Consider the following 14,802-nt stretch of genomic DNA (forward strand, 5'->3'; position numbering starts at 1 on the left):
GTGCGCAAATGTTTGGAAGGAGGGGGACGTATGGCTGAAAAAGCACGTTCCAACGTAACAGAAAATGAATTAACCCTCGAGCAGGCAAAAGAGGTATTGCTTGAACAAGGAAAAAAACGGGGTACTTTGACATATGAACGCATTGCCAGTAATTTGGCCCATTTCGATCTGGACTCCGATCAAATGGATGAGTTTTATGAAATGTTGAGTCATCATGGGGTTGAAGTTCTCGAAGAAGACACTGATGATGATGAAGATCCCGATGTGGATGAGATTGAGAAAGAAGACGAAGAAGAATTTGATTTAAATGATTTAAGCGTCCCTCCCGGAGTTAAAATAAACGACCCCGTCCGCATGTATCTGAAAGAGATCGGCAGAGTGGATCTTTTATCAGCAGAAGAGGAAGTGGAGCTGGCCGAAAGGATTGAGCAAGGGGACGAAGAAGCGAAGAAAAGGCTGGCAGAAGCTAATCTTCGACTTGTAGTCAGTATTGCCAAGAGGTATGTGGGCCGCGGGATGCTGTTTCTTGATTTAATACAGGAAGGCAACATGGGACTGATTAAAGCTGTAGAGAAATTTGACCATAGAAAAGGTTTCAAATTTAGTACGTATGCCACATGGTGGATCAGGCAGGCCATAACTCGTGCCATAGCAGACCAAGCCAGGACAATACGGATTCCGGTCCATATGGTAGAAACCATTAATAAATTGATCAGAGTACAGAGGCAATTGCTTCAGGATCTGGGTCGAGAACCTTCTCCGGAAGAAATTGCGGAAGAAATGGATTTGACACCTGATAAAGTCAGGGAGATCTTAAAAATTGCTCAGGAACCCGTTTCCCTTGAAACACCGATCGGTGAAGAGGATGACTCTCACCTTGGAGACTTTATCGAGGACCAGGAAGCCACTTCTCCATCTGATCATGCAGCTTACGAGCTGCTGAAAGAACAGCTCGAAGACGTTCTTGACACATTGACCGACAGAGAGGAAAATGTACTCCGCCTCCGTTTCGGCCTTGATGACGGACGTACCCGGACATTGGAGGAAGTCGGCAAAGTTTTTGGTGTGACACGGGAGCGTATTAGACAAATTGAAGCTAAAGCACTAAGAAAGCTAAGACATCCAAGCAGAAGCAAACGTTTGAAAGATTTTCTCGAATAATAAAGATATAATGTGCCTCCTGAAATACTGGAGGCTTTTTTTATTTAAATTTGACACTTATTTTACTTAATCTGATTTGCTTTTGCAAACCGGGATTTTGGCTCCTTTTGTCGATAGATTTTAAAAGGCCTTGTATTGTTATTCAAAAATAGTATTTTTTCTAAATTAGATTGAATTTATGGTAATAAATGATATATCGAAATATCAAAAAAATAATTTAAAATATCAAATGTCTTGAGAAAGAAAAGAGGAACAGGATATAATATATGTTGAAAGCGGATACAAAAGGCAGGAGGAGGGTAAAATGAATCTTGACTTGACTGCTGAACAGGATATCATTAGGCGAACAATCAGGGAATTTGCCCGTGAGGAAGTTGCCCCCGGAGCCATAGAACGGGACAGGAACAGCGAGTTTCCGAGGGAAGTGTTTAAAAAGCTCGCCGATTTGGGGATGATGGGGCTTCCGTTTCCGGAAGAATACGAGGGTGCAGGAGCGGATACTATAAGTTTTGCGATTGTTACAGAGGAATTAAGCCGAGTATGCGCTTCGACCGGCATCACCTATTCTGCCCATATATCACTTGGAGGAGCTCCCATTTATATGTTTGGTACTGAGGAACAAAAGAAAAAATATTTAATCCCTATTTGCAGGGGTGAATCTTTGGGCGCCTTCGGATTGACAGAACCGAACGCAGGATCAGATGCCGGAGGGACACAGACAACAGCGGTCCTGGAAGGGGATCATTATATCATAAACGGGAATAAATGTTTCATTACAAATGCTTCGTACGCCAAAAATGTGGCATTGACGGCCATTACAGGAAGGAAGAACGGAGAAAAGCAAATAAGTGCAATTATTGTCCCCACCAATGCGGAAGGGTTCACTATTCTCAATCAATATGAGAAAATGGGTCTGCATGCATCGGACACGACTGAACTTGTACTGGAAAATGTGAAAGTCGGCAAAGATCATTTGTTGGGAAAAGAAGGGGAAGGCTTTAAGCAGTTTCTTAAAACACTTGATGGGGGAAGAATCGGGATTGGGGCAATGGCCGTTGGAATAGCTCAGGGAGCCTATGATAAGGCCTTACAGTATGTAAAAGAGCGAAAACAGTTTGGAAGGCCGCTATCCCAGTTTCAGGCTACACAATTCAAAATAGCTGATATGGCAATGAAAATTGAAGCGGCACGGAATATGGTATTTAAAGCCGCTTGGTTAAAGGATCAAGGCAGGCCTTTTGCCAAGGAAGCATCAATGTGTAAGTTATTCGCTTCGGAAGTATGCATGGAAATCACAGATGAAGCAGTTCAGCTACACGGTGGGTATGGATATATGCGTGAATACGAAGTGGAACGGATGATGAGGGATGCAAAATTGCTGGAAATCGGGGAAGGCACATCTGAAGTCCAGCGCATGGTAATTGCTAGAGAAGTTGGGTGCTATTAGAGTATTCAAAAAGTCATCGAATAACAAACGGAAGATTTAACCGTTGGCCTAATTCTGGGCTTCTCAATTATAACTGGATCGACTTCCGCCAACTGTTGCAACTCAAAAGTCATAAAAGTGAAAGCCGCCGATCGTAACTCCGCCCCCTTGACCTAATTTCTTTTAAATCATGCACTATTAGGTGTTAAATTGCCATTTAATTTGTCCAAATATCGAAAAAAGTTGAAACATCGACTGAAAGACTTTCCCTTCCGCTCATTTTCGAGTAGAATGTAGATGTTTGCATAATTTATATTTATCAACTGTTTATTACATAAGGAGGGTAAGTCATGAAACGCAATCCGCTTGTTCCATATTATTTGATTATGGTTTTAGGCCTCGTACTCGTATTTTTCCTTGCTATTAAAGGAATTGGAGATGCTAAAGAAATCGCAAAAGAAAAAGAAGGCGGCGGTCAAGAGCAAGCCGAAGAATTCAATCCTGAGGAATACGCCCAAGGAACATGTATTTCATGTCACGGTGAAAATCTAGAAGGGTCAGGCTCCATTCCAAGCCTTCATGGTACAGGACTATCAAAGGATGAAATAGCTGACATTCTTACTAACGGTAAAGGCAACATGCCTGCCGGACTGGTACCAGCTGACAATATAGATCAGATGGCAGAATGGATAGCAAACCTGAAATAATACACTTAAAAAGTTCTTTGCTAAAAGGCAAAGAACTTTTTTTATAAAGAAGGTGCAGTATCTGATGAATGAGAATCAATTGTCAAAAAGGCTTCATTGCGTAGCCTCATTTATAAAAAGAGGAATGAAAATAGCGGATATTGGTTCTGACCATGCCTACTTGCCGTGTTATTCCGTTAAACGAGGGACAGCATCTTTTGCTGTGGCAGGTGAAATTGCAGAGGGCCCTTTCCGATCAGCCAAAGAGCAGGTTGAGAGGGTCCGTCTAGGCCACCTGATTGATGTAAGGAAAGGTGATGGTCTTGAAGTGGTACATCCCGAAGAAGTGGACTGCATCATTATAGCGGGCATGGGAGGACCATTGATATCACAGATATTGGACAATGGGAAAGAAAAGCTTACCGGCGTCTCAAGGCTCATATTGCAGCCAAATGTCGGAGCGGAACATATTAGGTATTGGTTATTAGAAAATGGATGGGAACTGATAGATGAACAAATTTTGGAGGAAGACGGAAAAATTTACGAAGTGCTTGTTGCTGAGCAGGGAACTCCATCTAATTCATATAATCAAAGTGAATTATTAATGGGTCCTTTTTTGCTCAAGAAAAGGAATGGGGTATTCTTCAAAAAATGGTCTGCCGAGCTTAAGGCATGGCAAAACATATTAAATAGCATGGAGAGAGCAAAGGACCGTCCAGAAACAGAAGAAAAAAAACAGGAGCTTTTAAGGAAAATTGCCATTGTTGAGGAGGCGTTGAAATGAAAAAAGTGAACGGCTTTCAAGTCATTGAAATGTTGGAACAGTTTGCCCCCAAAAAGTATGCAATGGACGGGGATCCGATTGGTCTGTTAGTTGGCAGCTTAAATAAAAATGTTTCCACTGTTATGACGGCCCTTGACGTATTGGAAAATGTTGTGGATGAAGCGATTGAAAAAAATGTGGATATGATTATTGCCCATCACCCGATCATTTTCCGGCCGTTAAAAAGGATTGTTATGGACGAACCTGGGGGAAAACTGATTGAAAAGCTGATCAAGCATGATATTGCCGTCTACGCAGCACACACAAATTTGGATGTCGCTAAAGGCGGAGTAAATGATATGCTCGCAAAGGCTTTAAAATTGAAAAACACTTCAGTGCTTATACCTACATATGAGGAGAACATGAAGAAGCTGGCCGTTTTTGTCCCGATCGAACAGACAGATAAGGTCTTGGCAGCGCTTGGGGATGCCGGGGCAGGTTTCATTGGAGAGTATAGCCATTGCTCCTTTTCAACACAAGGCACCGGAAGATTTTTACCAGGGACTAACGCGAACCCTTTCATCGGTGAAAAGGGCAAAATGGAGGAAGTTTCTGAGGTTAAAATCGAAACGATATATCCGGAGTCATTGGAGAAAAAAATAGTGTCGGCCATGATTAAGTCTCACCCATACGAAGAACCAGCATATGACATTTACCCTCTCAGTCTTAAAGGAGAGGAGCTTGGGCTTGGAAGAATTGGGGAGCTTGCAGAAGAAATGACGCTCCGGGAATTCGCTGAGCATGTGAAGGAAACGCTTGATGTCAACAGAGTACGGGTCATAGGCGACCATATGGCAAAGGTAAAAAAAATTGCTGTACTCGGAGGGGACGGAAACAAATATTATCAGCAAGCCAAAAGAAAAGGTGCTGATGTTTACGTAACAGGCGATATTTATTATCATACAGGCCATGACGCCCTGAATATCGGTTTAAACATCGTAGATCCCGGGCACCATGTGGAAAAAGTGATGAAAAAGGGGCTTGCTGAGCTGCTTGGCAAGTGCGCAATACAGCTTGGATATGATGTCAATTTTATTCCTTCCGAACCGGATACTGATCCGTTTACGTTTGTTTAATAAGCAACTAAAAAAGGCCAGGACACCTTATTGGGTTTTCCTGGCTTTTATTTTTACTGTGTATTCAATTTCGGTTTTCTTACCTTTGGCAAAATCTTGTTTAACGGCACTTGGTTTTCTCGGGTCCATGTTGCGGGGTCAAGCGGATCAAACTGTTCTAGAAATGTGATGACTTCCCTTACGATAGGAGTTGGAGTGGATGCCCCAGCTGTTACGGCCACTGTTTCCGCTCCTTTCAGCCATTCAATATTTATTTCCGAGACATCTCCGACCCTGTATGCTCTGGTACCTGCTATTTCCTCCGAGACCTGGGCTAGTCGGTTGGAATTGTTGCTCATCGGGTCTCCTACAACAATTAATACATCCGCTTCACCGGCCTGATCTGCCACAGCTTCCTGGCGTACCTGAGTGGCAAGACAGATCTCTTTATGCTTTTCAGCATGGGGGTATTTTGCTTGGACCTTTTCCATAAGTTGTGCAACATCCCACTGGCTCATGGTTGTCTGGTTCGTAACGATAATTTTATCATTCTTGATATCGAGTTCCTCGACATCCTCCAATGCTTCCACAAGATGAACTATGTGGGGAGCAACTCCCACAGCGCCTTCCGGTTCGGGGTGTCCTTTCTTACCGATGTAAATGACGTCATACCCCTCACGCTCTTTTTGTCTGATTAAGTCATGAGTTTTTGTGACATCTGGACACGTTGCATCTATCGTGGTCAATCCTTTTTTCTTTGCAAGTTCCCGTACTTCCGGGGAAACACCGTGAGCAGTGAAAATGACGGTTCCTTTATCAACTTTTTCCAGTATGGATTTTCTGTTTGGACCGTCGAGTGTAATGATTCCGTCCTCTTCAAACGCGTCCGTCACATGTTTGTTGTGGACGATCATACCCAATATATAGATTGGGCGCGGCAGCGTCTTGTCCAAAGCTGCATTCCGCGCGATGACCATCGCATCAACTACACCGTAGCAATATCCACGGGGTGAAATTTTTATAATTTGCATGTATATCCTCCTGACTATTGCCAGGCAAAAGCCTGAAACATTATGACTCTAACATTATTATATAGAACAACTGTGGAAAAGCCAACAGCCGTTCTAGTCTGAACGGCTGATCAATATCATACATACAACTTTGGCAATGATTCCCCACTTTGAGTTGTACTAGTTTTTTGATTTGAAGATTCCTGTTCGTACTCCCCAGATGGTTTGCTAGAGCTTTCAGAAGCTTTTTCTTCTTTTTCATTCATTTCTTCGGGGGCGTTTTTAAATCCTTTATACAATTTCCACATGGCGGGGAGGTTTCTGACAAGAGGCCCATACTGCTGGACCATTGGGCCTATTTGCTGCGCAGTTCTTAAAACCTGCTGCGTATTATTTAAAAATGATTGGATGTTTCCCGGATTGGTCAATCCCTGTAATAAAGAACCTCCACCTGTTTGAGAGCCCCTTGAAAATAATCCTGCTGCAGTTCTTCCCGCCTGTGAGGGAACTTGGCGCTGGAACAAACGGGATAACAGCCCGCCCCTGTCCATGCTCTGGCCGGGCGGCATGCCAGGTGGACCGAAAAATCCGCCGCCCCTTTGAGGACCGGGAGGCCCAAACATCCCCATAGGTGGTCTGCTGAAATTCCTTGGCTGCAATTCAATTCCTCCTTTCTTCATGTTTTATGACAGGGTATGCACATTAAAAAATTCCGTCCTGCTATGCGAAATTTCTAAAACAGCCACATTGTTGTAGTTGATGTATGAATCATTTATAATATAAGCTTAGCAGGGGAAAGTGCCTATAAGTTTGTCTAGCCCGGGAACCATCTTGTTGGCCCGTGCTGGCAAAGCGCTGGACTTTCCTAAAGGAGTGAACCAATGGCTGTTTACAGTTTTGAAGAGTACCGATTCAAACCATATATACGTAAAGCAATAGGAAAATTGGGTTTCCGGGAGCCCACAACGATTCAAAGAAAAATGATCCCGCTTATTTTAAAGAGGCAGAGTGCCATCGGCCAATCTCAAACCGGATCAGGGAAGACACACGCGTATCTGCTGCCTATCATTCAAAGGATTGATCCCGCCCGCCGCCAAGTACAAGCAGTGATATTTGCTCCAACAAGGGAGCTGGCAAGCCAGATTTACCAGGAGGCTCTAAAAATCACTGAAGCGGCCGTTGAGGGTGATGAGATTTCCGTGCGGAATTTTACAGGCGGAACGGATAAACAGCGGACAATCGAGAAGTTGAAACAGCAGCCGCATATTGTGATCGGCACTCCCGGAAGAATCCACGATCTTGTCAGGGAGCAGGCGTTATTTGTCCATAATGCATCTATTCTTGTTATCGATGAAGCGGATCTATTGTTTGATATGGGCTTCATTCATGACGTGGACCAAATTGCAGGCAGAATGCCACAAAGCCTTGAAATGTATGTCTTTTCTGCCACAATTCCGGAGAAGCTGAAACCTTTCTTAAAAAAATATATGGAGAATCCTATATTTGAGCATGCAACACCTAGCCAGCTGGCAGCAGAGCAAATCGAACATGTGCTCGTTCCTTTGGGGAGCAGGAAAAAAACTGATCTCCTGGGTCAAGTGCTTCGATCCATCAATCCTTATCTGGCCATTGTTTTTGTGAATACAAAACAGATGGCTGATCACGTGGCCGAACAATTAGCCGGGCAAGGGCTAAAAGTGGGAAGAATCCATGGAGGTTTGACTCCGCGTGAACGGAAACGGATGATGAAACAGGTTCGTGACCTGGAATTTCAATACATCATTGCGACAGACCTGGCTGCAAGAGGCATTGATATCCCGGGTGTAAGCCATATTATCAATTATGAACTTCCGAAGGACTTGGATTTTTATATTCATCGTGCCGGCCGGACTGCGAGAGCTGGTAATCAAGGTGTTTCATATACACTATATGAGCCGTCTGATGAAGATGCGATTGTTCGGTTGGAGAAAATGGGAATTCTATTTGGTCATCAAGATGTCCGCGGAAATGAGTGGATTGACCTTCCTGACCGCAATCGCAGGAAAAACAGGATGCAGCTGAAAGAAAAAGAAAGCAGTACATCCAAAATTTATGTACGGAAGCCTAAAAAAGTGAAGCCTGGATATAAAAAGAAAATGGCTTCAGAAATAGAGAAATTAAAAAGAAGAGAGCGCCGTCTACAAAGAAATAAAAAGAAATAAAAGCAGTATTGGGGAGGATGAGGAAGGTTGTTAAAAATAGGATCCCACGTATCGATGAGTGGCAAGAAAATGCTTCTTGGATCAAGTGAAGAGGCAGTCTCATATGGTGCTAATGCAATGATGATTTACACAGGGGCGCCACAAAATACGAGAAGAAAGAAAATTGAGGAGCTGAACATCGATGCCGGTTCTCTGCATATGAAGGAGAATGGCATAAATGATCTGATTGTGCATGCTCCCTATATCATAAATATCGGCAATACAGTCAATCCGGCCACTTTTGAACTTGGGGTGAGTTTCCTTCGGTCGGAAATAGAGAGAACGACCGCATTAGGTGCAAATCAAATTGTCCTTCATCCCGGGGCACACGTAGGTGAGGGATCTGAAAAAGGGATCACAAAAATCATCGAAGGGCTCAATGAAGTATTGACTACAGATCAGGAAGTACAAATTGCCCTTGAAACGATGGCAGGTAAAGGCTCGGAGTGCGGTCGTTCGTTTGAAGAGCTAGCCTTGATCATTGATGGTGTGACACATAACGAAAAGTTGTCGGTATGCTTTGATACATGCCACACCCATGATGCAGGCTATGATATTGTGAATGATTTTGATGGTGTTTTGGAAGAGTTTGACCGCCTGATAGGCATTGATAGAATCAAGGTTGTTCATGTGAATGACAGCAAGAATGAGCGAGGTGCCCGGAAAGACCGGCATGAAAATATAGGATTTGGTCATATTGGATTTGAAGCCCTTGACTATATCATCCATCATCCGCAACTTTCGGAAATACCAAAAATCTTGGAAACTCCTTATGTAGGAGCAGATAAGAAAAGTAAAAAAGCGCCGTATAAACATGAAATCGAGATGATCAGAGACAGGAAGTTTGATGGCGATCTTTTGGAAAAAATTACTGGATAAACTTTTTAAAGTAATGGATAATCCATAAGCCTGCAGGAGCGGGCTTTTTTTTGTGGTTCATATGGCCGGATCTCTATTTGGTGAATTGAATAAATAACTTATTGATTTCCTTAGCTGTTTTGGGACCAGTGATTTTTGCGACTTCCCGAATAATGTTTGACCGGACATTGTCATCAAACAGGTCGAAATTTTTTCCGCGCAAAAAAGAGGCAATTTTTTCAGCTTGTCGGGCTGTCAGTTGAATGTTAAATTCACCAGCATATTTCATTAAATCCTTGGCTGTGATCACATTTAATTTGTAATTGACCATATTTTTGATCAGCTTCATTTGAAAACCTCCTTTATCAATACTTATGTGCAATGTCTGTCTTCTGTGACATGAAAAAATGCTCAATCATTTACAATAGTAGAGAATTCGTGTATACTTTAAAATTGTAAATAGGAATGATTCCTATTAGTGAGTAAAAGGAATGGGTAATCAATGATTAATGAAAAAGTCATAGAAATAAAAAACGTCAGTTTTCAGTACGATCGGGAAATTGTCCTGGATCATATTCATTTATCTGTCTCAAGGGGATCTTTTTTGGGCATTGTAGGTCCGAATGGCTCCGGAAAATCTACGCTTATGAAGCTTATACTCGGTTTATTGCGGCCCGATGAAGGTGAAATATTATTATTCCAGGAACAACAATCGAAATTTAAACACTGGGAACGTATAGGCTTTGTTTCCCAAAAAGCAAATTCCTTTAATACCGGCTTTCCGGCAACTGTGTTTGAAGTTGTAGCAAGCGGGTTAACAGGCAAAATCGGATTGTTCCGTTTCCTTCGCCCGAAACACAAAAGAGAAATTATCCAGGCTATTGAACAGGTTGGTATGATAGAATTCATCAATAGGAAAATTGGAGAGCTTTCCGGGGGACAGCAACAGCGTGTCTTTATTGCCAGAGCTATTGTTTCACGCCCTGAAATCCTTATCCTTGATGAACCGACTGTGGGCGTGGATGCAAAGAATGTCCAATCTTTTTACAAGATCCTTCAATCTTTGAAGGAACAGCTTGGGATCACACTCGTGATGGTTTCCCACGATATAGATGCAATTTTAAGTGAAGCAGATCATGTGGTTTACTTAAATAAGCGGGTACAGTTTTACGGGGATGTGGAAGAATATAAAAATGTAAGAGGCGAAAGGTTTTCCTTGGCTGACCATCCAGATTCCTAGATTAATAAAGGTGGATGTTGATTTTGATTACAGCGATATATCAATATGAATTTTTACAAAATACTTTTATAACCGGGCTTTTGATCGGATTGATCGCGCCATTGCTCGGAACATTTTTGGTCGTCCGAAGGCTTTCGCTTATTGCTGACGCCTTGAGCCATGTCACCCTGTCTGGAATTGCGGCAAGTCTTTATCTCAGTAAAACGACTGCAATGTTTGCTGGGCTTAATCCACTTTTTTTCGGCATGGGATTTTCCGTGATCGGTTCCATATTGATTGAACGTTTGCGGACTGTTTATTCACATTATCAGGAATTGGCCATCCCGATCATCCTTTCAGGCGGAATCGGGGTCGGAGTCATTTTTATTTCTCTTGCCGATGGATTTAACACGGAATTGCTGAACTATTTATTCGGGAGTGTCAGTGCAGTTACTCGAACGGATTTAGCGGTGATAGCTGTTATAAGTGTATGTGTTATTGCTATCGTCATTTTGATGTACAAGGAATTATTTTTACTTTCATTTGATGAGGAACATGCTAAAGCTTCCGGTATACCATCAAAAGTGATTCACTTCATTTTTATCATTATGATTGCGCTTGTGATTGCTGCTTCGATGCGTATTGTCGGGATTTTACTTGTGTCTGCTTTGATGACTCTGCCGGTTGCTGCCGGGATGAGGGTTGCTAGCGGCTTTAAGAAGACCATTTTCATTTCAATCTTATTTGGTGAAACTTCTGTGATCGGTGGACTTGCCAGCGCCTATTATCTTGACCTTGCGCCGGGTGGGACGATTGTTGTCATTGCTATTGTCATTTTGCTTGGAGCTATTTTATATAAAAGAATCTATCATAAAATACAGCTGAAAATTCATTGAGGTGATATCATGCATATTGCTGAAGCCATACAAATGGTAAAAGACAGCGGGTATAAGTTGACGGATAAAAGGGAGCAGATGCTTGGCATATTTGCTGGCAAAAATAAGTATTTAACTGCAAAAGAAATTTTGGAATTGATGCAGGGAGATTATCCAAGAGTAAGTTTTGATACCATTTACCGCAATTTGTCACTGTTTTTGGATCTTGGCATTCTTGAAGCAACAGAGCTTGCAGGAGAGAAACATTTTCGTTACACGTGCGGGAAAGGGGAGGGACATCACCATCATTTCATTTGCTTGAAATGCGGGAGTTCCAAAACGATTGATGCGTGCCCAATGGCTTATGTAACTGAAGACTTACAGGGGTATGATGTAGCGGACCACAAATTTGAAATATACGGGAAATGCCCGAAATGCAAAAAAGAAGCCGTGAGCTAGGCTTCTTTTTTTATTTTGCTGCTTCCAAATACATTCTCAACCCATTTTTCAGCTTCTTTCCAATTGTGGACCCTGATGACATCCTTTGGTGCAGGTTTCCGGTTATATGGAGTATCGAATAATATAACAGGGATGCTGAGCTCCTCCGAAATAGCGACAGCATTATCGTGTTTATCCTCAAAAAATAGTTCTACTCCATGTTTCTTTGCGGTTGATACCTTGTCATGTGTTCCTATCAGATCTATATAGTGGTAATTCAGACCATGTTGCTGGAACCATGATTCAGTAACATCAAATAATGCATTTCCTCTTGCGCTGATAAAATACAACTCATGCTGATTTCCCCACTTTTGAAGTACCTGCTTTGCGCCGTTTGCAATGGGGGATTCCGCGTATATTTTAGGTTCAGTACTGATGAACCACTGATATAGTGCTTCTTCCGGAATATCGAGGCATTTATTGAGTTCATATTCTGTCAAATCATCCAATGTGATATTCAAGTTAAACGATTCGTTTATGAATGGTACAAGTGATGTTGGGCAAGTTACTGTTCCATCAATGTCAATGCCGAACCTTCTTTGCATAAATTTTACTCCTTTAATTGATATATAATAACTTTTAATACATTGTAACATACATTTCCGATTATTTTAGAAAGGCATTTAAAAAGCACGGCCGCTTTGACCGTGCTTTTGTTTCGGTTTAGGAATATATAGAACACCTTAAAAGGGTGATTCAGTATTTGTTTTAAACATTTTGCTTTTCAGCTTCTTTTTTCTCAGCTTCTTGCTTTTTAAAATATTCTTCCGCCATTATATCGATTTCTTTTTTTAGCTCTTCAACCATTGTTTCTTCTGGAACTTTACGGACAGTCTTTCCTTTTTTGAAAAGCAGTCCCTCTCCTCGTGCGCCTGCAATGCCGATATCGGCTTCCCTTGCTTCTCCCGGTCCGTTTACGGCACAGCCAAGGACAGATATTTTCAGAGGGGCTTTGATTTTTTGGATATATTCTTCCACTTCGTTTGCAATACTGATCAAGTCAATTTCAATACGTCCGCATGTCGGACATGAGACAAGTGTGGCTGCATTTGAAATCAACCCAAAAGCCTTTAGCAGTTCCCTGGCAACTTTTACTTCTTCAACAGGATCCGCACTTAATGAAATTCTCATCGTATTACCAATGCCCCTGCTCAGGATGGCACCAAGGCCGGCAGAGCTTTTTACTGTCCCTGCGAATAGGGTTCCGCTTTCTGTAATCCCCAGATGCAACGGATAGTCAAAAGCCATGGCCGCTTTTTCATAAGCTTCGATGGCAAGGTTCACATCAGAAGCCTTTAAAGAAACGATGATGTCGTGAAAATCGAGATCCTCAAGTATTTTGATATGGTGAAGTGCGCTTTCTACCATACCATCAGCAGTCGGATATCCGTATTTATTTAAAATATGTCTTTCAAGGCTCCCTGCATTGACACCGATACGGATTGGTATCCCTTTTTCTTTCGCTGCCTTTACAACAGCTTCAACTTTTTCCCTTTTTCCAATGTTGCCAGGATTGATACGGATTTTATCAGCACCGCCTTCTATCGCTTTTAAAGCTAGGCGATAATCGAAATGAATATCAACAACCAACGGAATGTTGATTCTTTTTTTAATTTCAGGAATGGCATTTGCAGCTCTTTCGTCAGGACAGGCAACTCTCACAATTTGGCAACCCGCTTCTTCCAATCGTGCAATTTCTTTGACTGTTGCCTCAACATCATGAGTTTTTGATGTTGTCATGCTTTGGATAATGACTTCATTGCTGCCGCCAATCGTCAAGTTTCCCACTTTTACGGGGCGTGTTTTGGAACGATGTATGATTGTACCCAAAGGTCATTCTCTCCTTTATAAAATATAAAGGCGTTCGCCTCTATTTTTAAATCAATACAGGTATCTTACCATGTTTATTGTATCAATCTTTGCTTGAGATTGACAACTGATTGGTTGTATTTAGTCGTCCTGCCGGCTGTAGATAGGGAATTTATATTTCTTATTGACTTGTATTTCATCAGGTTTTACCCCATCGTTCAATTTCTGAAAGTCCTCAATCAACTGGTTGATGGGGACAGGAATGGAGCCACCGTATATTGATTCTGCTACTGAGATTACAGTATCTCCCGGTTTAGTCACTTTAGTATCATAAGGCATGGATTTCATTTGAGCAGAATCGTTTGAACTACTTATTTCAGTCATTGCAGTGGCTGCTTGGTCAATTTTCAATGTCCCGATTTTTAAATCGTAATAAATACTATACATAAAAACGGCGATTGTAATAATAGCTGCGACTTTTTTCAACGTAAATCCCGCCTCTTTCATAAAGATGTACCATTTATATGCAACTGAGACGGGCTTTATTCGTTGATCAGGTTCTTTTTTTGGGTTTTGGAATGGCATAAATGCAGGCAAACATGATCCCGATCGCCATCACAAGTGCCAAGAGGAAGAAATAACTCTTTTCAAACTTGAACAGGTGGAGCAAACTGAATATGACTACCGGAAGCGTGACGCTGCAAGCTGTTAGTCTCCAGCTCTGTCTGTAAGGGAGCTTTCTTCCCAACCACTTTGCAATCGGTTCGCCAATTCCGGCCAATATTGTAATCGCCAAAAAAATAAGTCCGGCATTGAAAATGTATGTTGTAATAACAACCATGATAGTCACGAGGCCCTTTGACCCGGCATCCGAAATAGTTTCTCCATAATCATTCATAAAATCCTGTTTGAAAATCATATCGTAGAATCCGCCAAGTGATAAGAACAGGGCCAGAATGAATACATGTTGAATAGACTTGCCGATTGTCAGAAACCTGTATTTTGCCATTTCTTTTGGTGAATACAAGCTATTGAAGAAAATAGTCATGAGTGAAACATTTCTCAAAACTTTCACGTCCTTCATCCGTATAATCATTATTGTCGTTCTTCCACTAACCAGATTCAAGCATTTGAGTAAAGTT

Annotated in this window: 17 protein-coding genes; 10 read left to right on the forward strand and 7 right to left on the reverse strand. The window is 42.0% G+C overall.

Translation table 11 applies throughout. The features are described 5' to 3' along the window. Positions 1-30: 30 nt before the first annotated feature. The 5 genes from rpoD to C509_RS0105460 all read left to right on the forward strand — a co-directional run bounded on the left by rpoD (position 31) and on the right by C509_RS0105460 (position 5,172). The gene (rpoD, locus tag C509_RS0105440) at positions 31-1,161 is read left to right on the forward strand and encodes an RNA polymerase sigma factor RpoD (protein ID WP_018705905.1); all 1,131 of its coding nucleotides are present in this window, start codon (positions 31-33) and stop codon (positions 1,159-1,161) included. A gap of 304 nt (positions 1,162-1,465) precedes the next feature. Then, positions 1,466-2,608 carry an acyl-CoA dehydrogenase gene (locus C509_RS0105445; protein WP_018705906.1) on the forward strand — a complete coding sequence of 381 codons (1,143 nt, stop codon included), beginning with the start codon at positions 1,466-1,468 and terminating at the stop codon, positions 2,606-2,608. Positions 2,609-2,937: 329 nt separating this feature from the next. Then, positions 2,938-3,294, forward strand: coding sequence for a cytochrome c550 (gene cccA / locus C509_RS0105450; RefSeq protein WP_018705907.1), 357 nt, complete (start codon positions 2,938-2,940; stop codon positions 3,292-3,294). A gap of 64 nt (positions 3,295-3,358) precedes the next feature. Then, positions 3,359-4,057: a tRNA (adenine(22)-N(1))-methyltransferase gene (locus C509_RS0105455; RefSeq protein WP_018705908.1), complete on the forward strand. Its 699-nt coding sequence runs from the start codon at positions 3,359-3,361 to the stop codon at positions 4,055-4,057. Next, positions 4,054-5,172: a Nif3-like dinuclear metal center hexameric protein gene (locus C509_RS0105460; RefSeq protein ID WP_018705909.1), complete on the forward strand. Its 1,119-nt coding sequence runs from the start codon at positions 4,054-4,056 to the stop codon at positions 5,170-5,172. The genes C509_RS0105455 and C509_RS0105460 overlap by 4 nt, the downstream gene beginning before the upstream one ends. A gap of 53 nt (positions 5,173-5,225) precedes the next feature. Here the strand turns inward: C509_RS0105460 and C509_RS0105465 are convergent, their stop codons facing one another. Continuing rightward, entirely contained in the window at positions 5,226-6,182 is a 957-nt protein-coding gene (locus C509_RS0105465; RefSeq protein ID WP_018705910.1) for a 4-hydroxy-3-methylbut-2-enyl diphosphate reductase, read from the reverse strand. Between the two features lie 116 nt (positions 6,183-6,298). Next, positions 6,299-6,820: a VrrA/YqfQ family protein gene (gene vrrA, locus C509_RS23420; protein ID WP_018705911.1), complete on the reverse strand. Its 522-nt coding sequence runs from the start codon at positions 6,818-6,820 to the stop codon at positions 6,299-6,301. Between the two features lie 222 nt (positions 6,821-7,042). Here vrrA and C509_RS0105475 point away from each other — a divergent pair, with 222 nt between their 5' ends. Both C509_RS0105475 and C509_RS0105480 read left to right on the forward strand, forming a co-directional pair. Next, positions 7,043-8,362 (forward strand): DEAD/DEAH box helicase, encoded by a 1,320-nt coding sequence (locus tag C509_RS0105475; RefSeq protein WP_018705912.1) that lies wholly within the window; start codon positions 7,043-7,045, stop codon positions 8,360-8,362. Between the two features lie 27 nt (positions 8,363-8,389). Then, the gene (locus C509_RS0105480; RefSeq protein ID WP_018705913.1) at positions 8,390-9,280 is read left to right on the forward strand and encodes a deoxyribonuclease IV; all 891 of its coding nucleotides are present in this window, start codon (positions 8,390-8,392) and stop codon (positions 9,278-9,280) included. A gap of 73 nt (positions 9,281-9,353) precedes the next feature. On the opposite strand, the gene C509_RS0105485 is transcribed toward C509_RS0105480, so the two are convergent. After that, complete coding sequence (locus C509_RS0105485) at positions 9,354-9,608, reverse strand: DUF2624 domain-containing protein (RefSeq protein WP_018705914.1); 255 nt, start codon at positions 9,606-9,608, stop codon at positions 9,354-9,356. Positions 9,609-9,761: 153 nt separating this feature from the next. Here C509_RS0105485 and C509_RS0105490 point away from each other — a divergent pair, with 153 nt between their 5' ends. From C509_RS0105490 to C509_RS0105500, 3 genes are read left to right on the forward strand one after another with little or no spacing between them, the layout of a single operon-like run. Continuing rightward, on the forward strand, positions 9,762-10,499 hold the full coding sequence (locus tag C509_RS0105490) for a metal ABC transporter ATP-binding protein (protein ID WP_018705915.1): 738 nt from the start codon (positions 9,762-9,764) through the stop codon (positions 10,497-10,499). Positions 10,500-10,513: 14 nt separating this feature from the next. After that, a complete protein-coding gene (locus C509_RS0105495; RefSeq protein ID WP_425423158.1) occupies positions 10,514-11,374 on the forward strand; it encodes a metal ABC transporter permease in 861 nt (286 codons plus the stop codon). A gap of 9 nt (positions 11,375-11,383) precedes the next feature. After that, positions 11,384-11,812 (forward strand): Fur family transcriptional regulator, encoded by a 429-nt coding sequence (locus tag C509_RS0105500; RefSeq protein ID WP_018705917.1) that lies wholly within the window; start codon positions 11,384-11,386, stop codon positions 11,810-11,812. Here C509_RS0105500 and C509_RS0105505 read toward each other — a convergent pair. From C509_RS0105505 to C509_RS0105520, 4 genes are all read right to left on the reverse strand, one after another. After that, the gene (locus C509_RS0105505; RefSeq protein ID WP_018705918.1) at positions 11,809-12,396 is read right to left on the reverse strand and encodes a 5' nucleotidase, NT5C type; all 588 of its coding nucleotides are present in this window, start codon (positions 12,394-12,396) and stop codon (positions 11,809-11,811) included. The genes C509_RS0105500 and C509_RS0105505 overlap by 4 nt on opposite strands. A 163-nt stretch (positions 12,397-12,559) precedes the next feature. After that, on the reverse strand, positions 12,560-13,672 hold the full coding sequence (ispG, locus tag C509_RS0105510) for a flavodoxin-dependent (E)-4-hydroxy-3-methylbut-2-enyl-diphosphate synthase (protein ID WP_186322557.1): 1,113 nt from the start codon (positions 13,670-13,672) through the stop codon (positions 12,560-12,562). 129 nt (positions 13,673-13,801) lie between these two features. Then, entirely contained in the window at positions 13,802-14,146 is a 345-nt protein-coding gene (locus C509_RS0105515; RefSeq protein ID WP_018705920.1) for a hypothetical protein, read from the reverse strand. Positions 14,147-14,213: 67 nt separating this feature from the next. Next, the gene (locus C509_RS0105520) at positions 14,214-14,744 is read right to left on the reverse strand and encodes a DUF1189 family protein (protein WP_169509180.1); all 531 of its coding nucleotides are present in this window, start codon (positions 14,742-14,744) and stop codon (positions 14,214-14,216) included. Positions 14,745-14,802: the final 58 nt, after the last annotated feature.

Origin of the sequence: Siminovitchia fordii DSM 16014 = CIP 108821 (assembly GCF_000374565.1) — a bacterium.
Lineage (GTDB): Bacteria > Bacillota > Bacilli > Bacillales > Bacillaceae_C > Siminovitchia > Siminovitchia fordii.